We start from the raw sequence: 25,426 nt of genomic DNA, 5'->3' as shown, positions 1-25,426 counted from the left end.
GAAGTAATCTCAAGTCGTCTTTGCTCTCTTGAATGTTGATTTTGCAAACGCCAACCATACTCGTTAGCCCTCAATTCTCCTCCTCCCATCTGTAGCATATAAAAATTGAATCGGTATTAGCATTCTCCTGAACATGCACGTTATCATTCGCGTAGGACGATGAGTTAAAAAAGCTCTCACCGTCTATGTTTCATCTGCTAAGCCACTAAGGAATATTCTGCTCTATGGTCTTCAAGGAGCGTCAACCCCGCGCCAAAGGTGTTATCGAAGCCGTTTACTCTGAAGGAGGAACTGTTTCACATCGCCTGTTAGAACTTCATCTTTACCCCGGAAATCAGTGCAACCGCGACTGTGATTTTTGCACGGTATTCGGAACGCCGAAGGGATGGTATCACGATTACACGATCGATCATTTAGAGGCGGCTTTACGAACGATCGTGCTCACTCCTGAGGGAACGCTGAAGTTTTTTGGCGGGGAACCGACGCTGCATCCCGAAAATGTGATTTGGGCGATCGGCTATTTACGGCAAAGAGAATTTCAGGGATCGATCGTGATTTATTCCAACGGAATTCAGGCAGAACGGCTGCTGCAAATCCTCCAGTCTGATCCGCTCAACTGCACGACCGCTTCGCTCAACTACTCGATCGCCACCGGAGACGGCGCACTGCAAATGCCGCGCAAATCGCTAGACCTGCTAGAGACATACGAGAAAGCGCATCCAGGCACGATCGCGATCGGTCATCCCGACATCGTGGATTCCGGGCGCGGCGTTGATCCGTTTACCGGGGAGGCCAGTCGCCCCAAGGTGAACTCCCGCTGTCCCCACTGCTATCCGGTGCTGACTAGCGAAGGCAAATTTCATGCCTGCCCATTTGCGATCGAAAACCAATCCGCTCATTTTCAGCTTGGCGATATTCACACCGATACCGCGATTGTGACCCAAAACTTTCGCGCCTTTTTCGACTGGCTCGATACTGTTCACGAACCCTACGCCGTTCAGCACGAACTCCCTGCCTGCACCGTTTGCTGGAAGCATTTAGACCAATTACCCGTGCCAGACGATTACCGTTCTGTTTCCTGTGCTAGCTAATATGCCAGGACGACGAATGCCTGATCGCACTAAAGCTTGATGGACTATCAATAAAGCTTCTGTCAAATGGAGGATATTTCGTCAGCCAACTGCACACCTCCAGTTTTGATCTGCTAGCGTAGGATTGTAGTGGTGTAGTCAGAGAATTATCGTGTCTGCTAAACGTGCGATCGTTCTAACCAGCTTGATGTCCTCGCTGCTTGCTCTGGGTGCTTGCTCGAATAGCCCCTGGGCGCAGTCTTTAGAGCGATCGATCGCGGCTGATCCCCGACTGCAATCTAGCCCAACGGCTTCCCCAGAAACAGAGGGGACTCAAACCCAGTTTCCGGCTGATTTTCCTGCCGAAATTCCCCGCTATCCACAGGCTCAGCTTGTGCAGGCAACTCCTGGAAGCGGATTGAATAGCTCCACACAGACTCAATGGGCAGCTCCCAGCTCAACCGATCAAGTGCAGCAGTTTTACCAGACCGAACTGAGCCAAAATAGATGGCAGCTCACTCAACCTGCAACCCCCGGACAGCCTCTTGTTGCAACTAAAGACGGGCTCCAGGCAATTGTTACGATTCAGCCTGCAATTGATCCATCCCGCACACTTTTCTCGATCGCCTATCAGTTTAGCGATACGGCTCAAGCCAATTCCCCATCCAGCCCCACCGCAACGAATTCTCCGGGTGCTGTCTCTCAACCCGGCGATCCTGACTTTATTGGTCCTGTGCTGCCCGGAAACTCGGCTGCCCGATCGCCAAACCCCTCGACTTCAGCCGCCGCGACTGCGTTTACCGATCTGGATCAGGCTCCTGATGGGCTGCGATCGTACATTGTGGATCTAGAGCAGCTGAACGCGCTGCCGCTTCGGGGAACCAATGCTGCCCCAGCGGGCGCAAACGAATTTAAGCCCAATCAGGCAATTACCCGCCGCGAATATGCGCGATGGCTACTGACAACGAATAATTTGCTTTATGTCAATCAAGCCTCGCGTCAGATCCGGGCAGCTTCACTCACCGAGCAGGCTGCCTTTCAGGATGTCAAATCGACCGACCCGGACTTCGGTGCAATTCAAGCTCTGGCAAATGCAGGGTTAATTCCCAGTCCCCTGTCGGGCAGCAGCACAACCGTCACCTTCCGCCCGGATGCCCCCCTGACGCGCGAAGATTTGATTTTCTGGAAAGTGCCGATCGACACCCGCCAGCCGCTTCCTAATGCCTCGATCGACGCAGTGCAGCAAACTTGGGGCTTTCAAGATACCGCCCGCATCGCGCCCCCGGCTCTCAAGGCAGTGCTGGCAGATTTTCAAAATGGCGATCAGTCCAATATCCGGCGCGCATTTGGCTATACCACCCTGTTTCAACCGCAAAAGGCAGTGAGCCGAGCCGAAGCCGCTGCTGTATTGTGGCAATTTGGCACGTCTACGGATAGCGTGACGGCAAAAGATGCACTTCAGAGCGGTACGAAGCCTGCACCTACTGGACCCTAATCGGAACCAGGAATGGTATGATTTCCCTTAAGCTAGGGGTGCCTGATTCTGTGTCAGGCTGAGACTATACCCTCGGAACCTGAGACTGGGTAATGCCAGCGTAGGAAAGCGTTGATTGCGGTCACTTGCACCAAAACCGACGGGCGATCGATCCAACCTGATGACGGGCTGTGTGGATTTTCTGCGCGGTCATGGAGCGATCGTCAAAACGAGGTCATTTCTCATTTCAACCCTCAGCTTGAATGGCTCAAGTTAGGGGAATTTTTCCATGACAGTTGAAGCGATCGGATTAATGGTGCTGCTGGTGACGGCGGGTGGCTTTGCGCTGCTCGGATTGATCCACGCCAGTCAGCAAACGATTAACTTAGAAGAATATTTGATTAGCCGCAATCGATTTGGAAGCTGGTTGGCGTTTGCCACGATTCTGGCATCTGCAATGGGCGTGTGGATTTTGTTTAGCCTGCCAGAAGTCGGCGCAACGAGCGGCATCGCCGGAATTATAGGCTACGGAATTGGGCAAGCGGCTCCGGCAGCAATCATTTCGCTGATTGGTCCTCGAATTCGCAAGCTGATGCCCCACGGGCACTCGCTGAATGAATATGTGCTGTATCGGTTCGGCAATGCCATGTACGGGCTGACGCTGGCGATCATTCTATTTTATATGTTCATTTTTCTCTCGGCCGAGCTGACCGGAATCGCCAAAGCGGTGCAGATTATTGCAGATGTGCCTTTGATCTGGACTGCGCTCGTGGTAATCACAGCAACGTTTCTATACACAACCTACGGCGGAATGGGGGCGACCGTGTTTACGGATGCGGTTCAGTTGGTTGTGATCGTGCCGCTGCTGGTCATTTGTGCCGGGGTGGCGATCGTCTCTCTGAATGGATTGGGGGCTGCACTCCAGCCAATTCAAATCAACACGCCCGAACTGCTGTCGCTGGGGAATCTGCCCGGCATTAAATTCGGCGCAACGCTGATTATTGCGATTATTGCCGCCGAAATGTTTAACCAAACCAACTGGCAGCGCATCTACGCTTGCCGCACGAATGCCACTGTGACTCGCGCTTTTTTTGGTGCAGCTCTGGGCACGCTGCCGATGCTGTGGATCGCGGGCGGTTTGGGTTTGCTTGCCAGCCAGTTTGGCTTTACCGACGATCGCGCCTTTTTCTCGCTGATAGAGCGGCTAGAGTTGCCTGTCTGGTTCCTCATGGGTGTGCTGGTGCTGGCATTGGCGTTGGTGATGAGTACTATGTCTTCGCTGCTAAACGCCGTTGCCAGTCTGTTCACAGTGGATCTGATGCGGCTGATGCCCCACCTGCAAACAAGCGGCTTACTGCGTGCCTCGCGTCTGATCACCGTAGCGATCGGGCTTCCGGCTATCGTCATTGCGGCTCAGGGCTTTAATGTGCTGTATCTGTTTTTGCTGGCTGATCTGGTTTGCGCGGGAGCCGTTTTCCCCGTGATTTACGGACTCTATGCCCGCCAGATCACCGGAAGGATCGCCTTCTGGAGTGCAGTCATCGGCATTGCTGCCGGAGCCTTGTTCTTTCCCAAACCAGATTTCACTGCCTGGACTCCCCTGCCTTTTGCAGGCGATCTGCTGGTGAGCTTTATCGTCCCCGTGATTGTCTCTGCTGGGATTGTGCTGGCTTGGACAACGATCGCCGCCCGTCAGGGTCACTCACGCCTGTTTGATTTCTCGATTTTGCAAACCCAGATTCAGCCTTATAGCGATCGAGTGGAGGCAGTACGGGAGATGATGGAATAAGGTTTACAGAGTCGCGCTAGATTCCATTAAAAAGCATCAGAGCAGAGCAATTGAGGGCTGTTTGAATAGCGTTAATTGTCCTACACCGCCCCCTAAATCCCCCAAATTGTGGGACTTTGAGACCGCTATCGCTTTTCAAACATCCTCTAAGATAGGAAATACGTTTGTTACAGATAGGGCAACAGCCGATGCCGCGTTACAATCCCTTCAGCCTCCAGCTCCAAGTCAGCCGTATGTTTGAGCAGGGGCAATCCTTTTTTGCCACGACTAGAGTGCAGGACTGGCTGCGTCAGCGCAACGAAGACCCTAACCAGTATGAAGTGATTTTTCACGAGCGACCTGCTCCGGCAGATTCGGGGTTGATTAAGGCGATCGAAATTCAGCTCAAGCGCAAAGACGGTCAGCCGATCGATCCCTTTTTGCAGAAAGAGCTAAATGAGTGGGGTTAATCAGCCACCCATCTAAAAATCGAAGTAAATATAGGGCTGGCTCTCATTGGGGGCAAGTAGCCATGCCGCAAACAGACAGAGTGGAACCAGCATGAGTTTGACGGCCCAGTTGAGCTGGAGCTTCAAGCCGCGATAAAACAGATAGGCAATGCCCATTCCGGCAACGATCGCCCAGAGTAGTAAGGCGAGGTGAAGGCGATCGATTTGCAGCGTTTCGACATATACCTTTTGGGCAAACTGAATGTCTCCTGCATGCCCAAACAGCCGCGAAATTACCAGCCCAGAATCCTTCAGGTTGGGCAGTCGGAAGAAAATCCAGGTGGTAAACACCATGAGCTGTGTCATCGTCCAGGCAGACAAGATGCCTGGAACGGTTTTCCAGAAGATGCCGAGCCAGTGCCACTGCTTGGACAACGCATCGGTGAGGCGATGAACCACCAGTGCCAGCCCGTGAAAACAGCCCCAAACGATGAAGCCCCAGGCGGCTCCGTGCCAGATGCCTGCTAGCAGCATGACAATAATCAGGTTCAGGCAAGTGCGGGCAATGCCCTGACGCGATCCGCCAAGCGGGAAATAAAGGTAATTTCGCAGCCAGTCGCCTAGCGTGATATGCCAGCGCCGCCAAAAGTCAGCAATGCTGGTGCAAAAGTAGGGAAAGTCAAAGTTTTGCGGTAGCTCGATGCCCATCAGCAGGGCACTGCCACGCGCCACATCCACATAGCCGCTAAAGTCGAGATAAAGCTGTAGTCCATAGGCAAATGTTGCCAGCCACAAATCGCCACTTCCTGCACGTTCGATATTGCCAAAAATCAAGCCAACGATCGTCCCTAAATGATCTGCCAGCAAGAGTTTTTTTACCGCGCCCGACGCAATCAGCCATAACCCCTCTGCCATTTGGCTCGGCATCGGAAACCGCAGGGTTTGAAGCTGAGCCGCAAACGGATGAAAGCGGGTAATCGGACCCGAAATAAACTTGGCAAAAAACAGCTTATACGTCGCAAATTTCAAAAAATCATGGGTGGCAGGCGCACCCCGGTAGACATCTACCAGATAGGCAATGCACTCAAAGCTAAAAAAGCTAATCCCTAACGGCGCAATAATATTCGTTTTTACCCAGTCTGCCTGTGCTGGTGCCCCGGTTGCTCCTAATGCGCCAACGGACTCCAGCACAAACGGCACATACTTAAAGCCCAGCAGCAAGAGCAGATTCAAAGTAATGCCCACCCAGAGCAGCTTCAGCCGTCGCTGGTTCCAATCCTGCTGAGCAAACTGCCACTCGTCATCGTCTACCCGCCAGTCCATTGGTGCGCCGATCGCCCGCCCGATATAAAACGTAATGCCCGTCAACATCAGCAGCAGCGGCACATACTGAATTTGCAGCGAACTGTAAAACACCAGACTGGCAATCAGGATCACCCAGAGCTGAAACGATCGCTTCCCGGTTGTTTCAGAGTGCCCCAAAGGGACAACCGCCCAGAACACTCCCAACGTACTCAGCAAAAACAAACCGTAGGTAATTGAGAGAAAAGACATAGCGACGACTCAGGGGATGCAGCAGTTCGGTTGCATGATACCAAAGGTAATTCGGAATTGGTAATTTGCAATTCGTAATTGTCAGACCATTTGGAAAGTTGGGAACTTGTGACGGAGAAGGCTTCAATTCCGCATTCCGTATTCCGCATTCTGCATGATTTCTTCTCGCACAATGCCCGCCAATCGCTCTGCCGCGCCTGGTTTCCCCCGTACCTGCCGCAACCGATCGCGCATTAGCGCCAGCTTCTCAGGATGGTCGAGCAAATCTAACACCTCCTGGGCGAGCGACTGGGGCTGAAGTTGTCCGACCCGCTCCGGCACAATTTCCTCTCCCGCCCAGATGTTGGGCCATGCCAGCAATCGCTTTTTCCGTAAAAACCAGCCGTTGATTAGCATGGCCATCATTGAGCCGACTCCCGGAAGATTCACGAGCAACCCTGGAATGCCATCCCATGCCCGCATTGCATCAAGCTGCTGAGTCGGAATCACCACGATCATGGGCACTGCCAGCGAACCCAGTTCTGCCGTATTTGCTCCGATTGTGGTCAGGCACAAATCACACTGCGCCAGCACCTCATAAGCAGGAAAGTCGGTTCGGAGGGCGATCGACAAGCCCCGATCGGTTTCTAGAAAAAACTGCTCCCCTTCCTGCCGCAGCCGTGCCGTTCCTTTCCTAAAATACTGGCTCACTAGGTTCTGCTCCGGATCGGCGAACTTTGCCAAAGTCTTGACATCCAGCGTTGGTGCAACCGGAATCACAAACCTGACCTCTGGACGCTCCCGCCAAACCTCCTCCGCGATCGCCAGACCAAGCGGCACGCCCTGAGCCAACTTCGCCGCCTTCGATCCCGGCAACAGCCCAATCAACGGTTTTCTCCCTCCTACTTCTCTATTCCCTTCTGCCCATTCCCCTGCCTCCGCCATTAAATCTCCCACTACGATCGCCTTCTCCCGATACTGCGGCGGCATTCGATCGATCAATTCCGGTTTCATCACCCCAAAGCGATCGATCCAGCGATGCCAGCGCGTGTCCCATTCGCCATAAATCACAGTCTGGTAGCCGAGCCGCCTGCCGATGATGACGGGAAAAACTTGATCGCCGCCCAGAAACAGCACTACGCCGCGATCGTGCCAATCCCAGGAGCTCGCAGTTTTACCCCACAGCAGAAACGGAAAGAAATGCTCTGCGCCCTGGACGCGATCGATTTCCGGGTAAGACTGGGCGATTTGAACTTCTTTGCCGCTGGCGTTAGGGCAGGGTGATAAAACGAGGGAAATCCGAATCTGCTGATGATCTGAGTTCGTTTCCTCGGTCGGGCGATCGTGACCAAACTGCTGACGCAAGGCTTTGACGACAGGACGCACCCAGGTTGTGATCTCGCCCGGCCCGTTCGACAAAATCAGAATATCCACAGGAGCCATAGGAAACAGCGGAAATAAAAGATACAGCGGATAATTTGACAGAGAGCAATTATTCCGAAAGAAAAACTGCATTGCAAGTGTTTTGCTAAACGGACTGCCATTGATGTAACTAATTCTCTGGACAGTCGGTATCAAATAAACGTTCGGTACACTTCAGTGTATTCCACATCGAATTGCAACGGGGTTTGACAAATCTCGAATTTTCCACAATAGAGACAAACAGGGCAGGAAGCTATGATTTGAGCAACCGATGAGAGAAATCCAATGAATAACAAAGCCAAACTTCTAATTGCTCTGACCGCTACCGCTGCTGGTATTTTTGGTACTGCTTCTAATGCATTCGCAGGTGAAGGTGGTGCTGCGGGTGCTGCCGCCTTCCGAGTCGAGGGTGGTGCAGTAACGGGTGTTGCGGTGGCTGCCTCTGTGGGTAAGCAAGATGCGTTCGCGGGTGCGTTCAATGATATTGGTGCAAACATGAACTCAGCAATGGCTTTGGGTTCTGCGGGTGTGATCACAATGACCACATTGAACGCAACGTCTCTTGCGTCAGTTAATTCCGCTGCGGATACGCAGCTGGGCACCGCACAAGCAAACGAGCTAGACACCTATCGTGTCAACATCAACGCTGTTCCTACTGGCACAGTTGCTGACTTCGATACTCCTGCTGCTGGTGGAGTATAACCTGTCCGTAATTTTAAGTTAATCACATAACTTGTTTTTGGAGATGCACTCAGTGTGTCTCCATTTTTAATGAGCATTTTCAAGTGGCATGAAACAATATATCCGGCAGGAGAAGCCCCACTGAAATCCATTTTTTGCTGGGATATAGACAACGTTTGTAGAGGATGCTTTAGAGGTAGCAAACGTGCTGCATTTGCCCCCCAGCCTCCCAATTCTGGGCGACTTCCGCTCCAGCTTCCGTTGGAATCCTTTCAAAGTCTCTAAAGTTGGGGGTCAGGAAGGGAAATGGAGGGGGCGGTTTGAGTCGCAACTGGCAGATTTGAAATATCCTAGCCTGCGGGTGGATCTACTCGATCGCGCTGCTGCTGAAACCGCTCAACTTCCTGATCCACTTTTTGCCTGAGCTGCTCTGCGGTGCGAGGATCAAAGGGATTTGGAGGTTCTCCCAGCCGCACCTGAAGCGAAAACACATTTTGATCAACGAGTAAATCATTTCCCGCCTGGTCTAAGCCGTAGTCATATTCATAGTTACTCCAGGAGAAGATCAGCGTGGGGTCATTATAATCACTGCCCAGCCGCCACTGAACTTTTGTGCCATATCGCGATCGGCTTGAATTGCGATCGATCGGGGCAAAGTAGCCCGACAAATAAACACTGTTACCAATGCGGACTCCTGCATCCAAAATTAAAGTGTCTTCGATGGAGTGCGGCAGGAGGTCGCCAAAATAATTGGTTACGCCAAAAGAAACCGGACCGATATTCGCTCTGGCTGAAATGTTGACATTACTTCCCTGGGTGTCCAGCGTGACTCCATCGATGCCGTCTTGCTGATCTAATGCCCAAACGAATCCGGTGGACAGCACAAGATTTGCGGTATTGCTGAACCGAATCCGATAGGCGGTGTTGCCCCATAACCTGCTGTAGTAGTCCCGGTCAGGGTTGAGATAGCCGATCGCACCCGCGTTGAATGTCCACCCGCTTAGCGAGACATAGGTATAATCTAGTCCTAGATAAGCTTTGATCTCATCCGAAGCAATAATGCCAGCATAGTATCTAAAAATATCGTTGCTGCTCGTAATATTTCCCGTGAAACTAATGTGAGGATAAAATCTCGTTCGTTCGGTTTGCGTTGTAGAGGTGACAAAATCTACATCTCGTCTTGTAAACGTGAGATAGATTTGAGTATAAAAATCTTCCAGCTCATTGGTAGAAAAAAGCTGTTCGTTCACTAATGAATTGAATTCAACATTGCTGTCGACGCCTCCTTCCCCGCTCGCTCGTGTAGTGATGCGAGTCGGACCTGTCGGCACATATCGAATTTCTCTAGACAGGCTGCGTTCGGTCACAGGAGACAGACCAATCCAAATACTGTTGAAGTGAGCACTGGGCAAATCTTCCAGGCTTGTGAACGTAACCGGGGTTGCCGCTCGTCCAATGCCAGCGTGATAGATGGTCAAGCTTCCTTCGGGGAGCCGAGTGTTATTCGCTGCTAGAAATAAGTTGCGGTTAATGTTGGTGTTCGCAGGATTTTCTGATCCTTCAATTTGCGGATCGGCATCCGGCAAAAATTCTGCGACTGCTTGAACGGCTGAATTCAGCAAAAGATTGTCGAGATCGGCGATTATCACGTTTCCGCGAATGGTGCGACCCAAAACCGCTTCCCGATCGTTTGCTCTAATAACTTGCCGAACTCTGGAGAAAACTCCTGCGGGTCTGTCTTCAAAACGTTCCTCGCGATCGATCGAAGCTTCTGTTGATTGAGTATTTCCAGCGAATGCCCCAGTATTGGGAAATATCAAATCCAGCCCAACTTCCTGCCCATTCGCCCCCAACTGAAACCCAGGTCGCGCCATCGCGGCTAAAGACTCAGGGGTAACAACATCACCGAAGTCTGCGGTTTGTTCAATCCGAGTCGGAACGAAGAAATCTGGATCGATACTCTCTGGATCAGTCACCAAACCGGGTGTGTAGGTGCATTGATCGTCTGGCTCACCCTGATCCGGCAGCAGGCAACTCGCCGTCAAGCTCATTTGAATCCGCAGTCCGGTCATGGTTTGTGGCTCACGTCGGCTTACCGTTACTTCCCGCTCAATTCGGACAGTCCGAGCCTGTAAGTATTCCCCAGTTTGTAGGGAGGTAAAAATGTTGTCTCTGCTTAAGCTTTGTTCAACCTCGCTGTCGAGCCGCAGAATGCCGTCAAAGCCAAAATTTTCGCTGCGACCATCGCCAAACTCAAACCGAGAAACGGCTTCCCACTCGGTCAGGTGACTGATTACCGTACCATTTAGCGGCATAGTTGTAATGAAGGGAGGAACCCGCTCATCCGGCACAATTTGAGGCGGCATGATGTAGTCCGGGTCAGCTGAGGGACTTGCAGCAGGAGTTTGAACAGGCGCAGGCGGTTGGGCAGCAGGTGGTTGAGTGGTGGGACTTTGAGCAGTGCGAGATTGAGCAGTACTAGATCGGGCAGGAGCAGATTGGGCAGGAGCAGTTGGGCTAGCAGGGGAATTGGCTCTTAGGTGTGCTGCCTGAGTTGAGGCGGAGGATGCAAGGGCAGCAGAGGTTAGAGCGGGAGATGCTGGAGAAGGGACGGGAGCAGACCGCGCTTGAGGCGTAGAAGGTTTCGGTTCAGCCACATTCGCTACAAGAGTGACACTCGCTTGAGTAGACTGCCTGCTATTGTTTGCTCTGCTATTATTTACCCCGCTATTGTTTACTCTGCTATTACTTGCTCTGCTATTGGCTGCCCTGATATCGTCTACATCTGCTAAGGTTTGACCGGGATTAGTAATTCCCCGCCGTCCTGCGATCGGTGTTGTCGATGCCGATGCAATACGTGGCTTTATGTTCGATAATTCTGGTACTGCCCTTGTGCTATAGATTTGATCAGGGCGCGACAGGGTTTCAGCAGCAGCCCCAACTTCTGCGGAGTCGATCGGTGTAACAACAGGTGAAGGGCGATCGACAATCTGGCGATTTAGATTTTCTGAATTGTTCCCCAAATGATGGACGTTCGTTTGCGAAGCAGAATTATCTGTAGTACTCTGACTCCAGGCTTCGCTGGAAAGGACAAAGCCGTTTAGGCTGATTAGAAGAACGAGGGTCGATCGCTTAATCAGGTAAAAAACAAATCTGATTTGAGGGGTTTTCATCCGGGGCTTATCGGTGCGAATTAATTCCAGAGCTGATTCGCCTTGGGGCTGTAAGGCGTGGGAGGCTGCTGTAAGTGTCCTGGCAAAGTTAGCGTTCCCGGAAATGTTTCAGGGTGAACAGATTTCAGCCAAGCAAGAATACAGTCAGTGAGCCTGGATGCGGAAATAGACGAGCTTCTTAAAAGCGATCGTGACTCACCCAATAAAAAACCCTCACATCCTAGTGCAATGAATGTGAAGGTTAGTTGTGTCTCTGCAATTGTTTGCAGTCAATTGTTCGCAGTCAATTATTAGCAGTTGAATCAAGCCGTAGAACGTTGAGATTCTTCCTGAAGCAGGCTGACCAAGATGTACGCCTTCTTAGAACATCGGCATCCCTTACTGATTGCTCCCTACCTCAACGAAGCTGCTGGGCGAAAGCAAATCTTTGTTGATCCGGTTAAGCGTTGCCAGTGTTTGACCACCTACCTGAAGTAGCGTACTGGTTCCACTTTGAGTGAAGGTAAGTTCGCTGTAAGCTACTCCCTGAAGCTGGATTTTGTCTTGTCCAAGCACAAAGTCCGTGATGGTGTCTGCTCCTTCACCCGCTGTCAGGACGAAGGTATCATTGCCGATGCCGCCCATAAGGCTGTCTGCTCCAGCACCACCGTTAAGGAGGTCATCCCCTGCATCACCAAAGAGCGTGTCTGTGCTGCTGCCACCTGTCAATTGGTCATTGCCATCGCCACCCCGCAGGCTGTTAACGCCCTCACCCCCAAACAGGAGGTCATCTCCAGCATCGCCCAACAGCGTGTCATTGCCTGCCTGCCCTTCTAGCACGTCGTTGTTGCTGCCGCCTCTAAGAGTATCATTGCCGACTCCGCCTAGCAGAATGTCATTGCCCTCATCGCCCAAGAGGTCGTCATCGCCCTCGTTGCCATAGAGCACATCGTTACCCGTGCCGCCGCGCAAGGTGTCTTTACCCAAGCCGCCATAGAGGTTGTCGTCGCCGCCTAAGCCAAAGAGGATATCGTCACCTGCTAAGCCATCGATCGAGTCACCCAGGCTGGTGCCGCGCAGGTTGCTATCGATGTTGGGAGTTCCCATGATGGTGTTAGTTGTGATGTTGCGAGGTTCGGTGACTTTAAGGGTAAAGGTATCGTTTACCGTACCCTGCTTGCCATCATTTGCGATAACTGTGATGTCGAAGGTTTTGTCAAGGTCACTCATTGCCGGAGTGCCGCTAAAGGTGCGGGTAGCAGCATCAAATTTGAGCCAGGACGGAAGTGAACCGCTTGCTGGAGTGATAGTGTAGGTTAGCTTATCTCCATCTGGATCTTTAAACGTTGCTGCATCAAACGTGAAGTTGAAGGGCATGTAGGCAGAAGCCGCCTGATCCGCGATAGCGGTAGCAACCGTCGGAGATTGATTCGGTGGGCGAAATGTAGCTCTGAAGGCAGCATCCCAGCCAGTACCAAACCACTGAATTGAATCCCATGTTTGTCTTGTCAGCAAACTGAAGTTAGCGTTGTTGTTGAAGAAGACAAATTCTCCACCTGAGTAGACATTCCCTATAGCAGCCATAGTGCCATTACCGCCAGTACCATCAAAGTAGGCTGAAGCATTCAGGAAAGCTACATACTTTTGACCCGCACTGAGCTGGATTCCGCCTGTGTTAAAGGTGAATTGCTCAAAACCTGATGAACCAGCAGTGACCTGAGGGGAACTCGCGTAGAGAATGGAACCGGTCGCTTTCGCGCCATCCCATGCCATTACATAGGCATGAAAGTTGATTGGGTCTAAGGTTGAACTATCATTCAGGAAAAAGGTGAATGAATCAAGGACGCTATTTGTAGCGGTTGCTGTGAAGGTCTGCCCGTAGGTAGCAGTTACCGATTCTCCAAAAGCGCTAATAGCCTGTGTACCATTCCAACTGGTAGTTGTATCAATCCTTGTAGATAGAACATGGCTGTATGCTTCCAGAGCAGTTGGTTGGAATGCCAGAACGATTTCCATTCTGTGCGTGGTGACTTCCAGTTTCCAGTCACCGCCCTGTTCTGCGCTACCCGTTTTGTTTGTGGAAGCCGCGATGTTGGCCCCAGTGAGTTGGTGGAGCTGTTTTAGGAAGAGAATGCCAGCAGGTTCAGCCGCAACGTTACAGCCGTAGAGCAGCAGACCAGCACTGGATGAAGTGAACCAGGACTGCAAATCCCAGGAATAGCGTTCCAGGGTATCAAGGCTGAGGTAGGTGTTGCCAAGCTGCACAGAACCGGGCGTACCGTGAGAAACAATGTGGAGACTGGTGGTGTTCGGGTGCTGCTTCAGGGCAAGGGTGATTTGCTCAATGCCATCCTGTTCAGGCTGAAGAATAATGGCTTTTGCGCCGTCCAGGACTCCGTTTACGAGTAGCTCATAATCTTCAACAGCAGAGTCGATCACAACCAGCATTCCTGCTCCGGGTTGGCTCGATACGGCAGATTGTGACTCGCTGGTAAAACATTCTGAGGCTGGCTTGACTGCGGCAGAGGTATCGAATGTAGGGCTTAACTCTAAAACCTGTAGGGCAGAAAAGCGATGAGAAACGGCACTTTGATTGAACAAATTCTTAACAGCAACCGGAGAAACACACTTCATTTTTAGATACCTTTTAGTTCAGCGAAGAGCAAGCAATTGTAGACACTTAAGAAACGATCGAAACTGATTCGCTGAAGGGTGTTTAAGCAAATCAGGTAATATCGTTCGCTTGATGATCACTTTGGCATATCGCCTCTAGAAGCTGTCCACTCAATATCTCGGAATTCACCAGCCGTTCATGTTAAAAGTCTCAGCACAATTACTGAGCAATGTCCTCAAATGCTTTAGCGACAAAGCTTTCTCTCTGAAGAAAAATTATGAGTTCTGTTAAATCTTCGTGATGCAAATCACTCTTTGAGTGAAACTCGAAAAATTACTGATGCGAGTTGAGAAACTGGCGTATTAGTAGAAGTTTAAACAAGCAAGTTTTTTTCAGAAAATTGAGTTTAGAGTGGCGAATACCGACACAGAATTCGGTATCGTTGCTGAAAAAGGACGTTGCTTTTATCAGGACACAGCAATTTCTCAGCAGAAGCACGATCGATCGCAATCGGCTCTACCTGTGGAATTTATGGAGAGTCTAAAATATAAAGCGTCTAAAATTTGAGAAGGGATTATTGTGATTCGAGCCAATTTTGATTCGAGTCGCCCTCGTAACTTCCGATTTGGGGATAGCTTAGAACGATGAACCCGATCGCTCAGAAACCTGTTCGGAATTCTGGGTCTCTAACTCCAAAATGGGCAGTCGATCGCCCCGAAAAATTTCTTCGCTGGCTTCGCCGACTTCCCGCATAACTTGTAGGACGGCTTTACTGCCAAGCAGAACGGCAAGCACCGGAATTGTGCCTAAGCTGAGGAGGAGGGAGGTTGGGATTTTAACGCCGGGCATGGATTCTTGGGGCATGGATTCTGGGGGCATTGGTTTAAAGGCATCCTTTCAAAGATGAGGTGAATCCCGGTAGTCGCTGCAATTCCGGCGGATCAAAGTCGATTGATTTAGCCAAATCAAGCACAATAGATGAAAAAAGGGCTGATACTGTAGGCAATTCCCTGTAAAGTTTTGTTAGTTGAGGCAAAGCTTGACTTTTGAGCCTCTCCTCAACCCGGATAAGCCTTCTCCCAAAAACAATTCTGGCTATTCTATAGCGTGAATGGTGTTCAATCTAGTTTGTCGTCCTGATTTGCAGTCTAAGTCTGGTTTCTCCGGCGGTTCCCTGTTCAGATTCCCAGTTTAAATGAAAACCTTGTGCATCATTCGAGCGGAATCCGAGTATGCTATGAGCCTGAAAGGTGATGTACCTGCCACGCTAACCTTAGCGAATTGCTACGTCAGGGTCTAAATGTCAAACGCAACCGCAACCCCATCTTCTTCTCGATCGCCCCTTGAGCGATGGATTCATCAGACGATCGCGCAACGTGGACTGCGCGTAAAGTTTCGGCTGCGGGGTAATAAGCTGCATTTGTTGATTGAGCAACAAACCTGTCCAGACCGGACGGAGATGCTGCGGTGGCTGGTTCCGGCTCTGCAAGAAACGAATCTAAACACTCTGCTGTCTGACGATCAGCCGCCGATTTATCAGCTTCAGCTTTATGCCTGCGAACTGAGCCAGCGTCAGCCCCTCTGGACGGCTGCTATCTATCTCAATCAGCTCGATCGTCATCTCAATCAGCTTACAGTGGGTGAAGCCGTGCCCGAAGTGATCGTTTCGGTTGCTGCTCCCGAGCAGCCTGCGAGTTTTCCGCCTCAGAGAATGGCTTTCGATCGTCCCCCCGCTTCCCAGAGCAATCCTCGTCCCGCCTCCCCAGCGAGTCATCGTTCCCCCGATACAGCGGCTCTGGCTTTGTCGAATCTTAGTCTGGCAAAGCGCGGGGAGGAAATGGCGATCGCCAGCTACCTGAGCGAAACCCTTAGTCATTGGGGGGTTGGGGTGCGGGTTAGTGCGAAATCAGTTTCCTATTCTCCGCCAGCTGCGGTTTATTCCAGCGATACGCCCCTTCAAGACACCTGGACGGCAAAACGTCTCTGGGTTGCCTGTGAAGCAGCTTATAGCCTCGATCCGGCTTCGTTGGGGGAACCGATTACCCAAAAGCTGCGCGAACTCGAGATCGAAGGCTATCGGGATGCGATCGTCCTGTTTCAAGTGCAGGGGGAAACCGAACCCGACTGGCTGCTGCGGGTTGACCTGACTCCGGCAACGGAAATGCTGCGCGAGTGGGCACGCTGGGGTGATGTGGAGGCGCTCCAACGGCTGCTGAACCAGGATCTGGCTGCCTGGGCACTAGAGATTACGAAAGCGACGCTGACGGATACGACGCTGCACCTCTGCACAGAATGGCAAACGATTGAGCCATCAGGATCGAGAGCTGACCTGCTACCGGAACCGATTGCTTCTGCCGGAGGAAAGATGGCGTTGCAGCGCAGCCTGGCAGAACCAGAGCAAAAGCGACTCAAAGCCGAAGTTGCCCTGGCACTCGAAGCCCTGGGACCTCAAGGAATTCATGCGGTGACGCTCTATGGTCCTGAAACGGCTGCGGATTCGCCGGGCTGGGTCGAGTGGATGTCGCTGCCTGCTGCGATTCATGCTGCCTTTGCCGATCCGCCTCTGACTCTGGCACAGCGCGGAGACTGGGAAGCCGTTGCCTTTTTGCTGCATCGATTGCTAAATCCAAATCTCGATCGCTATTTGACGATCGGCGGAATTCGCCTGCTGCTGTTGCCGAAGCCTGACCCGAATGCCAAAGGAGAGCCAGGAGATGACCCCAAGCTTCTGCTGCATCTGATGTGCGAGGGGGTCATTTGCCCCGATCAGCGACAGGTTAGCCTGGCAGCCTCGCGATTCCTTCAGCAGCTCAAACTGCCCAATTTGTCGGGCGTTCGCATCTACGGGCGCAGAGCCGGACAGAAAAAACCGCTCTGGAGCAATGGCGTAGACTTTTTGCCGCGTCAGCGATTGGTTCCCGAAGTCATACCCGAATTTGCTGCCACATCTGCCTATGTGGATGAGCTACTTCCCGCTTCGGAAACATCGATTTTGCGTCCTGAGCTGACTCCTGCCGATCTTCAGAGCACCTGGCGAGAGTTGCGGCAGCGATGCGGCTATCAGATCCGCCAGCTTTTGACCCGATCGCAGATTTTTGTGCCTGCAGCTGAACAACACCCAAAAGCCGCCCTGCCTGGAAAGGTCAGCTATCAAGGAACTGCTGTTGGTCTAGTCTGGAGTGCGATCGGCTTGCTGCTGATGGTGCAGGGAAATCTGCTGTTGCTAAGCTGGCTTCGCGGTCAGCCCACTCCGGCAGAGGCAGAGAATCGATCAACGCTCATTGCTCCGACCGAACCCGTTACCCCTAACCAGGAACCCCCTCAAGCATCACCCCAGGTATCGCCCCGAGTTTCGGTTTCTCCTGCTCCGCTGTCTGCTTCTCCAAACGGGCAGGCTTCGCCGCCGATTCGCCTTAGGCAGGCTCCCAACACCGACTCCAATACATTTAATCGTGAAGGATTTACCCGTCCTACTCCGCAGGGAAACCCATCGGCTGCAACCCGTTCTCTGGCTGTGCCTGGACAGAATGCTGCCCCTCGGCAAACGGCTGCACCTCGTCAAACTACTGCCTCGCAACCCCTACGTTACACGCCCATTAACAATCGCTTAAATCAAGCCGCGTTTGAAATTCAGGCACAGGCGACCAATCTGCCCACGTTTAACAGTCGTCAGCTCGATCAGAAACTTCAGCTTTACTACAACTTCCTGCGGGAACAGGGAACGCCCGATGTTTTGATTGTGGGAAGTTCTAGGGCACTGCGCGGTATTGATCCGATCGCCCTTCAGCAGGAGCTTGCTAGACTCGGCTACCCTGACCTGAAGATTTTCAACCTGGGGATTAATGGTGCGACGGTGCAGGTAGTGGATCTTTTGGTGCAGCGCATTCTGACCCCCGATCAGTTGCCGCGCCTGATTATCTGGGCAGATGGGGCACGCGCCTTTAATAGTGGCACAACGGATGTTACCTACAACGGCATCGTGGCTTCGGCTGCCTATCGTCAGTTGCTTGCTGGAACCTTTCCCCTTCCCAACCTGCCCGGAACGAGTGCCACCCAACCTACCCAAAAGTCAGGATTCCGCTTCTCGTTTAATGCTTCGCTTACCGAGTCTTACCAGCAGCTCGATCGCTGGTTTAGCAGTCAGCTTGCAAATGTGGCTCCGGTTCATCAAGGGCGCGATCGGATCAAGCATTTGATCCAGCAGCAGCTGACTGCCTTGATGCCTGATGGGTCTGAATCCCCTGTGCCTGCAATGACTGCCCAATCTCCTGACCAGACTGCCAACTTATTACAGCCTGGACAGCCAGTGATAGATCTTCAGGGCTTTTTGTCGCTGGGAATGCAGTTTAATCCGGCAACTTACTATCAAAAATATGCTAGGGTGATCGGGCAGTATGACAGCGACTACGAAAATTTCCGCATTCAAGGCGAACAGGACAATGCCCTCAAATCGCTGCTGGAATTCACCCAGGCTCGCCAGATCCCCGTCGTGTTTGTCAATCTGCCTTTAACCGGAGACTATCTCGATCCGGCACGAATGCGCCATGAGCGCAGCTTCCGCCAGTACATGGTGCAGCAGCGAATGAGCAATTCAGGACTGGTCTTTGTCGACTTGGGTGAAAAATGGACATCCGAACTGCGCTATTTTTCGGACCCCAGCCACCTGAATCGGCATGGAGCTTATGCGGTGGCGGGGACGATCGCGCAAGATGCCCTCATTCCTTGGAATGCGACCCGATCGCGCTAGGCTTAGGTTAAACCGTGCGAATCATGCCGTTCTCAGGATTCACTAGGCGATAAAGCTTTTGCTTGATTTGCGCGTCGTAAACTTCCCACTTCATACGAGTGTATTCGGCGTTTTCGTTAAACCCAGAGAGGAAGCCCATCGGGATCTCGAATCCGCCTGCCATCGATCGCCCGCCGCCAAAGAACCGTCCGTGGGTATCTTGCCCGAAGGCTTCTTTGATGAACTCGTCGGGATCAAGGGTGATTTTATTGGTGCGGAGCGAACCAATCACCACCTCTAGATCTTCGTCTTCGTCGTGGACAATCCCATAGACAACGGCGGTATGCACGTTTTCCTCAGTTACCAGAAAATCCGCCGCTTGAGGGATTGCGTCACGATCGTCATACCGTAAATAGCCCACACCCGCGATCGAGAAGTTGTTTTGCAGAACGCGGTTACGCAGTGATCGTTCGATGACGTCCATCACCCGCTTCGATCGCGAGGCTTGCAGCACCGAGTTCAAAAGCTGCGAATCGTAATAGCGGCTCAGGTATCCGGCTGCCAGGAAGTCTTCTTCTTGCGCCTGCATTAGCCGATTCGTGTCCGATCGAATGCCGTGCATTAAGGCAGTAGCACACTTAATATGGTCGCTGTTGCTGCTGTCGAGCTTCAGCAGTCCGGCTTGCAAGTATTGGGTAAAGATTGTGGCAGTGGCGCGGGTTTGAGGACGCAGATCGATAAATTCTGCCTTTAGCTCACCCTGGCTTGTGTGGTGGTCAATTACGGCAATGATGGGCAAGTTTGCCTGCTGCACTAGCGGCATAAACTGCGTGGTTGTGCCCTGGTTGTCAATCAGGACGCAGCCGTGGTAATGAGAGAGGTTTTTTTCCTTTAGAGCTTGACCAGAGCAACGTTGGGCAGGCAATCCGGTCAGGCGCACCAAGGCAATGTTTTCCTGGTGGCTCAGCGTTCCCGCGTACACAATCTCACAGGTGATATCAAACTGCTCTGAGATCAGGCGATAAGCCCAGGCTCCTGAAAGGGCATCTGGGTCGGGAAAGTCTTGCAGAAGAACCAAATGGCGTTCGCCCCGGTGCTGGTCGAGCAGTCGCCGTAGCGCCTCGGTGCGCTGTTCGGTAACGCGCCATCCCTGAGGGGTTAGACCATTTTGAGCCGCTCTTGCTTCCCGTCCAGAGTTACCTGAGCCTGAATGGGCTGGGGACATGGAAATTACCCCAGAATTGGAGCTGCTTTGCACCGACGATCGTGACGGCATCGCTACGTGGTCGGCAGGTTTAGGCGATTCTGCTTTTGGCAGTTCTCGCTCAGAATCAACAGTGGCACTTTCAGTCATCAACAGCGAACCGTCGTAGGGTTTAGGCGAATTCAATTGCTGCATATTGGGCGAGGGTGAAAAATATACTGACACTGCCGTTTGTCTATCCCTCAGCGAAAGCAGGTCAGCTTAAAAAGCGGTTAAGGTTGGAACCTTAGTTTAGATCTTTGCAAAAAAACGTAGCTACGGCATCGTGCCTTCTAAGATTCCATCTTTTGATGGAGCGTGAGAAATCCGTGGAAATAGACTGGTGGTCTGTCAGGCTTGTGTCGGGCTTAGGGCAATGCCTCGGTAGAGAATCCCAGGTAGATGATGAGAGAAGGCGATCGAAATCCGCTTGCAGTCTATTGTCCTTGCAGTCCTCCTTTTAGTCCTACTTCCTGGGATTAGTTTCTCTGGAATTAGTTTTTCGGCTGCTCAGCTTCTTGCCAAAAACCCCCGGTGCTTCCTCACAGCCAGGGGTTTAAGTGCCAATAACATATTTTTGCCATTCTTTGTGAAGACCACTTTTTATGTGTTTCGTCACTTCAAAATACAGCCCGCTGTAAGGCTTGTGCGGCTCGTTTCTCAGCGGCATACTGGCTTCCTTCGGAGTGCGATTGCCTTTTTTCACATTGCATCGCACACAGGCAGTCACAATGTTTTCCCAGGAATCACCGCCGCCCCGCGATCGAGGGATCACATGATCTAATGTTAGCTCATCGCCCGTATAGCCGCAGTATTGACAGGAATGGCTGTCCCGATGCAGGATATTGCGACGAGTTAGGGGAATTTCTTTATAGGGAACTCGGACATAGTGGCGCAGCCGAATTACCGTCGGCAGAGGCATTTCGGAGTACACAACTTTACCATTGTGTTCGACCTGCTCTGCTTTCCCTTTAATCAGTAAGACCACTGCCCGTCTCCAGCTCGTGATGTTGAGCGGTTCGTAAGAGGCGTTCAATACAAGAACCTTGCCCATTGACAGAATCTGATTCAGAAGGTTTCACAGATAGTAACATATTGGCACAGATGGAAGGTAGATAGTGATGTTTTGTCAAGAGGGAATCCTGGGATTGTTGGTGGTGGCGTGAACTAAGTGATGACTGAGGTGTGAGCAAGAGGAGTGAATCATCATGCTGAGCTGGGAACTTTCTCCCGATCTGGCAACCCTGCGGCGCGATCGGGCCTGGGTTGAGATTGATCTGAACGCACTGGGGCACAACGTCCGGCAAATTCAGCGAAAACTGTCGCCCCAAACAGCACTTATGGCTGTCGTGAAAGCTGACGCCTACGGGCATGGAGCCGTCACTGTGGCGCGATCGGTGCTTGGGCATGGGGCGAGCTGGCTGGGAGTTGCCACGATCCCGGAAGGTATTGAGCTGCGGCAGGCTGGGATCAAAGCTCCAATTCTGCTGCTGGGCGCGACTAATACTCCGGAAGAAATTCGCGCCGTGGCACAGTGGCGACTTCAGCCTACCCTTTGTACTTCGAAGCAGGCATTGGTGTTTGCCGAAACGCTTGCCGAGGAAGGTCATCGCCCGATTCCGGTGCATCTCAAGATCGATACTGGGATGTCTCGTTTGGGAATGCCCTGGCAGCAGGCAGCAGAGTTTGGGCAGCTTGTCGCACGTTTGCCCCAGCTTGAAACTGCCAGCGTTTATTCCCACTTGGCGACGGCAGACAGTCCTGATCCGACCATCATGCAGCTTCAGCATCAGCGATACCGGAAAGCGATCGCCCAGCTTCGATCGATCCAGATTCAACCGCCTCGTCTGCATTTTGCTAACTCAGCTGCGACCTTGGTTGACCCTGGCTTGCACTACGATCTGGTGCGAGTCGGGCTGGCAATCTACGGACTCTATCCTGCGCCCCATTTACAAAAGACGATCGACCTTCAGCCGGTGATGCAGGTCAAGGCACGTGTTACGCAGGTCAAACCAATTACCGCCGGAACTGGAGTCAGCTATGGCTATCAGTACATTGCCGATCGCGATATGCTGCTGGCGGTTGTAGGAATCGGCTATGCAGACGGAGTGCCGCGCAATTTGTCGAACCGGATTGAAGTGCTGATCCGCGGCAAGCGAGTCCCTCAAATCGGCGCAATTACAATGGATCAGCTCATGCTCGATGTGAGTGCCATTCCTAACCTGCGCGAAGGGGAAGTCGTGACGCTGCTGGGACAAGACGGAGACGATCGCATTACTGCCGACGACTGGGCAAACCGCCTAAACACAATTTCTTGGGAGATTCTGTGCAGCTTTAAGCACCGCCTGCCTCGCATTTCAATCGGGTCTTCGTCTGAATGCCAATCTGAGATTTCAGTTCTGGAATAAAACTTCACACCCGCTCTATAAACTCCACATCGAAAGTCACCGGAACGGTGGTCGATCGCTCTGTATCAGCACCTATGCTAGTCGCAAGCGTGAGAATCGGCTCATTTTGCGGTACTTCTAAGCTGGGTGTTTTTCAACAAGGAGAGCGATGGCAATGCTGGATACTAATCAGATTTTGCAGGAACCGGGACTCCGAATTACCGCAGCCGAAAAGGCTTCGATCCTGGAGCGGATGCCACCTCCCGCCCCAAATGGGCAAATTTACATCGATGGCGTGTTTGAGGGTGGCGGGGTTCGAGGGATTGCATTTCTGGGCGCACTGCGTTGTTGTGCAGATGTGGGGCTATCTTGGCGCAAAGTTGCCGGAACCTCGGCTGGAGCCATTACGGCTGCTCTCGTGGCTGCTAATTTCCAGATCGATCATCTAGAAAAAATCATTGGCAGCATGAACTTTATGGAATTTCTGACTGAGAAAACCAGTTCGCTGATCCTTAACGGCAACCCAGCAGACGATTTGAGCCATCCGCTCTGGCTGATTCTGTGGCTTCAGCTTGCAGGCAAATCGGGGCAGTATTCGGGAGAGCCATTTCGCCGCTGGATGGCAGGAATGCTGCGAAAACAGGGATTGACCAGCTTTTCTAGCTTAAAGGAGCAATCGAGCGACGGCGTCATGCGTGAGCTTAAAGTCGTAACCTCGGATATTTCGAGAGGCGAGATGCTAGTTTTGCCAGACGATTTGCCGAACGTGGAAGAGCAACGGGGCTATCGCGATCCGGGCGAGTTTGAAATTGCCGAAGCAGTGCGGCTTTCAATGAGCATTCCACTCTTTTTTGAAGCGGGCAAACTGGGCGGCTCCAAAATCGTGGACGGCGGCATTCTCAGCAATTTTCCCCTGTGGATCTACGACTTTAAGCCCGGCAAAACTCAGCAAATCTGCCCGCGCTGGCCCACGTTTGGCTTACGGCTCGTGCATCGCAACAATCAGCAGGGCAAACCGATTACGGGACCGTTTGATGTGCTGCGTGCCATGTTCAGCACAATGATGGTTGCCAGGGATCAGTACCACCTGGGTCAGGGCAAGCAAGACCGCGTCATTGATATCGATGTCACCGATGCACAGGTTACGGCAACCGAGTTTAATTTAGGCGACGACAAAAAGCGTGTTCTTTACCGCATAGGCTACCTGGCGATGAAGGACTTTTTGCTGGGCAACGCCTCCACCGGACAACCGCCCTGGAACTGGGATGAACATCTGCGCCGCCGAGGGTTCGATCCGGTTGAGTGCCGCCAGGAATACGCAGCACGATCATAGATCATTATCCATGAATCTTGGTTGAATCATAGATTGATTTAAGGGCTAGAAACCGATCGATTGCAGTAGAATCTGATATACTAAGGTTTCGTCAGCCTGGAGAGGTGGCTGAGTGGTCGAAAGCGGCAGATTGCTAATCTGTTGTACGGCAGGTAACTCCGTACCGAGGGTTCGAATCCCTCCCTCTCCGTCCAGTTTCTAGAGTCAGTTTCTAACCCCAGTTTCGCTGGATGCGCTCGTCGTTGGCTTGGCGAAAGCGATCGAAGCCTGACTGGGATTCTTGACTGTTGAAGTGCTGCCCTGCGCAGGGGTGCGGTCTTCTGTTTTACTTAAGTCATCCAGATTAAAGTCATTCAAATCAACAGAGGACAAAAAGAAGCGATCGAGACTGTAAATGTAATTTACATAGACTGCTCTGGACAAAAATTTAGACAAAGATCTGGGCAAAGATCTGGATAAACCTCGGTTGTTCAATCAGAAACAGCTTGTTGATACTTGGCTTGTTGACCTTGAACTTGTTGGCATTGAGTTTATACGCCGAATTTATACGCCCAGATCAAGCAGTTCCTCGGATATCACTGAACGCTGGTGTAAGGCTGCCGCTCCCCAAAAATTGGCAATCTGTTCACTAACAAGTTGAGCATAAAAGTAATGAAAGAAATAACGCCCACCCGGACAAATCCAGAGACGAGAAATGGATTGATCAAAATACTGCTGCCAGTCTCGAAGCTGATTGGGATCAATAACCATATCATCCACGCTGCCGCAGACTAGAAGCGGTACAGATACAGAAATGGGTAACAGGTGCGTTGACCGAAACAAGCTATGCGGCGAAAGGGATTGATATAAGTCTTGCTCTAGGAGTTTTACAAAAGTCTCCGTCACGTCCTTTGATGGACAGCCCAGCAACCCATGCACCATTTGTCTGAGAATTCTTTGCTGATCGCAGGGAAGCAGACGACGCTGAGTATAGTAATGCATCTGCCAATCGATCGTAGGATTAACGCCAACCGAGAGCAATGTGAGCGATCGCACTCGCTCTGGATGTTGACGCGCATAGAGTAATCCCAGCAGTCCGCCTGTGCTGTGTCCCAGCAGGTGAATTGGGCGATTGTGATGTTTCAAATAATCATGCAGCAGCACTAGCGCAGTGTCTAAAGAAGTGGGTTCATCTAGATCCTGAGCATATTCCCAGTGTCCAATCGCGGCGTGTTGAGATAAATGATTTAGAAGAGGGCGATTGAAGCCTTGGAAGGCAGGACTGACATTTAACCAAAGGGCATCAGGAAAGAGAGACATGGAGGGCTTCCTTATGAATAGAAGAGAGAATGAATAGAAGAGAGGACGGTGTTCGCTTATTGAGTATCTTTCTCAACAAGCTTTGACGAGAGCTAGTTTAGAATCATTCGCAATAAGATGATATTAAGTATTATTAAGCAAATCCAAAAATGACCTCAGTTGCTGGATTTGGAAAGCGATCGTGGAGGATCTAAAAAATTAACAGGAATCTAATGCCAGGAGGATGTCTAAAAGGCGAGGAATGAGCGTTCCGGTCAGATTTTCCCCCGCCCCTT

The 25,426-nt window shown here is 51.8% G+C and carries 18 protein-coding genes, 1 tRNA gene and 1 riboswitch; of the genes, 10 read left to right on the top strand and 9 right to left on the bottom strand.

The features are described 5' to 3' along the window. Positions 1 to 224: 224 nt before the first annotated feature. The 5 genes from NDI45_RS16045 (at position 225) to NDI45_RS16025 (ending at position 4,782) form a co-directional block, all read left to right on the top strand. The gene (locus NDI45_RS16045; RefSeq protein WP_348247918.1) at positions 225 to 1,091 is read left to right on the top strand and encodes a radical SAM protein; all 867 of its coding nucleotides are present in this window, start codon (positions 225 to 227) and stop codon (positions 1,089 to 1,091) included. A 151-nt stretch (positions 1,092 to 1,242) separates the two neighbouring features. Beyond that, a complete protein-coding gene (locus NDI45_RS16040; protein WP_348247917.1) occupies positions 1,243 to 2,565 on the top strand; it encodes an S-layer homology domain-containing protein in 1,323 nt (440 codons plus the stop codon). Positions 2,566 to 2,589: 24 nt separating this feature from the next. After that, positions 2,590 to 2,689, top strand: a riboswitch (TPP riboswitch). After that, positions 2,681 to 2,821 carry a hypothetical protein gene (locus NDI45_RS16035; protein ID WP_348247916.1) on the top strand — a complete coding sequence of 47 codons (141 nt, stop codon included), beginning with the start codon at positions 2,681 to 2,683 and terminating at the stop codon, positions 2,819 to 2,821. It overlaps the preceding riboswitch by 9 nt. A gap of 12 nt (positions 2,822 to 2,833) precedes the next feature. Further along, positions 2,834 to 4,333: a Na+/proline symporter gene (locus NDI45_RS16030; protein WP_348247915.1), complete on the top strand. Its 1,500-nt coding sequence runs from the start codon at positions 2,834 to 2,836 to the stop codon at positions 4,331 to 4,333. 188 nt (positions 4,334 to 4,521) lie between these two features. Beyond that, complete coding sequence (locus NDI45_RS16025; RefSeq protein ID WP_190790252.1) at positions 4,522 to 4,782, top strand: hypothetical protein; 261 nt, start codon at positions 4,522 to 4,524, stop codon at positions 4,780 to 4,782. A 12-nt stretch (positions 4,783 to 4,794) separates the two neighbouring features. On the opposite strand, the gene NDI45_RS16020 is transcribed toward NDI45_RS16025, so the two are convergent. Both NDI45_RS16020 and NDI45_RS16015 read right to left on the bottom strand, forming a co-directional pair. After that, the gene (locus NDI45_RS16020; protein ID WP_348247914.1) at positions 4,795 to 6,315 is read right to left on the bottom strand and encodes an MBOAT family protein; all 1,521 of its coding nucleotides are present in this window, start codon (positions 6,313 to 6,315) and stop codon (positions 4,795 to 4,797) included. A gap of 123 nt (positions 6,316 to 6,438) precedes the next feature. Beyond that, positions 6,439 to 7,737 carry a lipid-A-disaccharide synthase gene (locus tag NDI45_RS16015; protein WP_348247913.1) on the bottom strand — a complete coding sequence of 433 codons (1,299 nt, stop codon included), beginning with the start codon at positions 7,735 to 7,737 and terminating at the stop codon, positions 6,439 to 6,441. 264 nt (positions 7,738 to 8,001) lie between these two features. Here NDI45_RS16015 and NDI45_RS16010 point away from each other — a divergent pair, with 264 nt between their 5' ends. Then, entirely contained in the window at positions 8,002 to 8,418 is a 417-nt protein-coding gene (locus NDI45_RS16010; RefSeq protein WP_190789851.1) for a hypothetical protein, read from the top strand. Positions 8,419 to 8,747: 329 nt separating this feature from the next. On the opposite strand, the gene NDI45_RS16005 is transcribed toward NDI45_RS16010, so the two are convergent. The 3 genes from NDI45_RS16005 to NDI45_RS15995 all read right to left on the bottom strand — a co-directional run bounded on the left by NDI45_RS16005 (position 8,748) and on the right by NDI45_RS15995 (position 15,027). Then, on the bottom strand, positions 8,748 to 11,570 hold the full coding sequence (locus NDI45_RS16005; protein ID WP_348247912.1) for a hypothetical protein: 2,823 nt from the start codon (positions 11,568 to 11,570) through the stop codon (positions 8,748 to 8,750). Positions 11,571 to 11,948: 378 nt separating this feature from the next. Continuing rightward, complete coding sequence (locus NDI45_RS16000; protein ID WP_348247911.1) at positions 11,949 to 14,183, bottom strand: DUF4347 domain-containing protein; 2,235 nt, start codon at positions 14,181 to 14,183, stop codon at positions 11,949 to 11,951. 616 nt (positions 14,184 to 14,799) lie between these two features. After that, positions 14,800 to 15,027: a hypothetical protein gene (locus tag NDI45_RS15995; RefSeq protein WP_348247910.1), complete on the bottom strand. Its 228-nt coding sequence runs from the start codon at positions 15,025 to 15,027 to the stop codon at positions 14,800 to 14,802. A gap of 436 nt (positions 15,028 to 15,463) precedes the next feature. Here NDI45_RS15995 and NDI45_RS15990 point away from each other — a divergent pair, with 436 nt between their 5' ends. Beyond that, positions 15,464 to 18,910 (top strand): hypothetical protein, encoded by a 3,447-nt coding sequence (locus NDI45_RS15990; protein ID WP_348247909.1) that lies wholly within the window; start codon positions 15,464 to 15,466, stop codon positions 18,908 to 18,910. A gap of 7 nt (positions 18,911 to 18,917) precedes the next feature. Here the strand turns inward: NDI45_RS15990 and NDI45_RS15985 are convergent, their stop codons facing one another. Both NDI45_RS15985 and NDI45_RS15980 read right to left on the bottom strand, forming a co-directional pair. After that, positions 18,918 to 20,318, bottom strand: a complete 1,401-nt coding sequence (locus tag NDI45_RS15985; RefSeq protein ID WP_348247908.1) for a bifunctional oligoribonuclease/PAP phosphatase NrnA — start codon at positions 20,316 to 20,318, stop codon at positions 18,918 to 18,920. A gap of 370 nt (positions 20,319 to 20,688) precedes the next feature. Further along, on the bottom strand, positions 20,689 to 21,186 hold the full coding sequence (locus NDI45_RS15980; RefSeq protein WP_190792743.1) for an HNH endonuclease: 498 nt from the start codon (positions 21,184 to 21,186) through the stop codon (positions 20,689 to 20,691). Between the two features lie 154 nt (positions 21,187 to 21,340). Between NDI45_RS15980 and alr the strand changes: the two genes are divergently transcribed. The 3 genes from alr to NDI45_RS15965 all read left to right on the top strand — a co-directional run bounded on the left by alr (position 21,341) and on the right by NDI45_RS15965 (position 24,042). Beyond that, on the top strand, positions 21,341 to 22,540 hold the full coding sequence (gene alr / locus NDI45_RS15975) for an alanine racemase (protein WP_190792742.1): 1,200 nt from the start codon (positions 21,341 to 21,343) through the stop codon (positions 22,538 to 22,540). 154 nt (positions 22,541 to 22,694) lie between these two features. After that, a complete protein-coding gene (locus tag NDI45_RS15970) occupies positions 22,695 to 23,852 on the top strand; it encodes a patatin-like phospholipase family protein (protein ID WP_199296642.1) in 1,158 nt (385 codons plus the stop codon). A 98-nt stretch (positions 23,853 to 23,950) separates the two neighbouring features. Then, a tRNA-Ser gene (locus NDI45_RS15965) sits at positions 23,951 to 24,042 on the top strand. 14 nt (positions 24,043 to 24,056) lie between these two features. Here the strand turns inward: NDI45_RS15965 and NDI45_RS15960 are convergent. Together NDI45_RS15960 and NDI45_RS15955 are read right to left on the bottom strand one after the other, a co-directional pair. Then, the gene (locus tag NDI45_RS15960; RefSeq protein WP_190792740.1) at positions 24,057 to 24,275 is read right to left on the bottom strand and encodes a hypothetical protein; all 219 of its coding nucleotides are present in this window, start codon (positions 24,273 to 24,275) and stop codon (positions 24,057 to 24,059) included. A gap of 120 nt (positions 24,276 to 24,395) precedes the next feature. Further along, positions 24,396 to 25,151 (bottom strand): alpha/beta hydrolase, encoded by a 756-nt coding sequence (locus NDI45_RS15955; protein ID WP_190792739.1) that lies wholly within the window; start codon positions 25,149 to 25,151, stop codon positions 24,396 to 24,398. Positions 25,152 to 25,426 lie beyond the last annotated feature (275 nt).

Origin of the sequence: Leptolyngbya sp. GB1-A1, assembly GCF_039962475.1 — a bacterium.
In the GTDB taxonomy this organism is placed as follows: Bacteria; Cyanobacteriota; Cyanobacteriia; order Elainellales; family Elainellaceae; genus Leptolyngbya_A.
The sequence above is the reverse complement of the archived record's forward strand: the minus strand, read 5'-3'. Positions and strand labels throughout refer to the sequence as shown.

Coding starts and splice junctions, on each gene's coding strand:
- NDI45_RS16045 (WP_348247918.1), top strand. CDS start 225: ATGGTCTTCAAGGAGCGTCAACCCCGCGCCAAAGGTGTTATCGAAGCC.
- NDI45_RS16030 (WP_348247915.1), top strand. CDS start 2,834: ATGACAGTTGAAGCGATCGGATTAATGGTGCTGCTGGTGACGGCGGGT.
- NDI45_RS16025 (WP_190790252.1), top strand. CDS start 4,522: ATGCCGCGTTACAATCCCTTCAGCCTCCAGCTCCAAGTCAGCCGTATG.
- NDI45_RS16020 (WP_348247914.1), bottom strand. CDS start 6,315: ATGTCTTTTCTCTCAATTACCTACGGTTTGTTTTTGCTGAGTACGTTG.
- NDI45_RS16015 (WP_348247913.1), bottom strand. CDS start 7,737: ATGGCTCCTGTGGATATTCTGATTTTGTCGAACGGGCCGGGCGAGATC.
- NDI45_RS16010 (WP_190789851.1), top strand. CDS start 8,002: ATGAATAACAAAGCCAAACTTCTAATTGCTCTGACCGCTACCGCTGCT.
- NDI45_RS16005 (WP_348247912.1), bottom strand. CDS start 11,570: ATGAAAACCCCTCAAATCAGATTTGTTTTTTACCTGATTAAGCGATCG.
- NDI45_RS16000 (WP_348247911.1), bottom strand. CDS start 14,183: ATGAAGTGTGTTTCTCCGGTTGCTGTTAAGAATTTGTTCAATCAAAGT.
- NDI45_RS15995 (WP_348247910.1), bottom strand. CDS start 15,027: ATGCCCCAAGAATCCATGCCCGGCGTTAAAATCCCAACCTCCCTCCTC.
- NDI45_RS15990 (WP_348247909.1), top strand. CDS start 15,464: ATGTCAAACGCAACCGCAACCCCATCTTCTTCTCGATCGCCCCTTGAG.
- NDI45_RS15980 (WP_190792743.1), bottom strand. CDS start 21,186: ATGGGCAAGGTTCTTGTATTGAACGCCTCTTACGAACCGCTCAACATC.
- alr (WP_190792742.1), top strand. CDS start 21,341: ATGCTGAGCTGGGAACTTTCTCCCGATCTGGCAACCCTGCGGCGCGAT.
- NDI45_RS15970 (WP_199296642.1), top strand. CDS start 22,695: ATGCTGGATACTAATCAGATTTTGCAGGAACCGGGACTCCGAATTACC.
- NDI45_RS15955 (WP_190792739.1), bottom strand. CDS start 25,151: ATGTCTCTCTTTCCTGATGCCCTTTGGTTAAATGTCAGTCCTGCCTTC.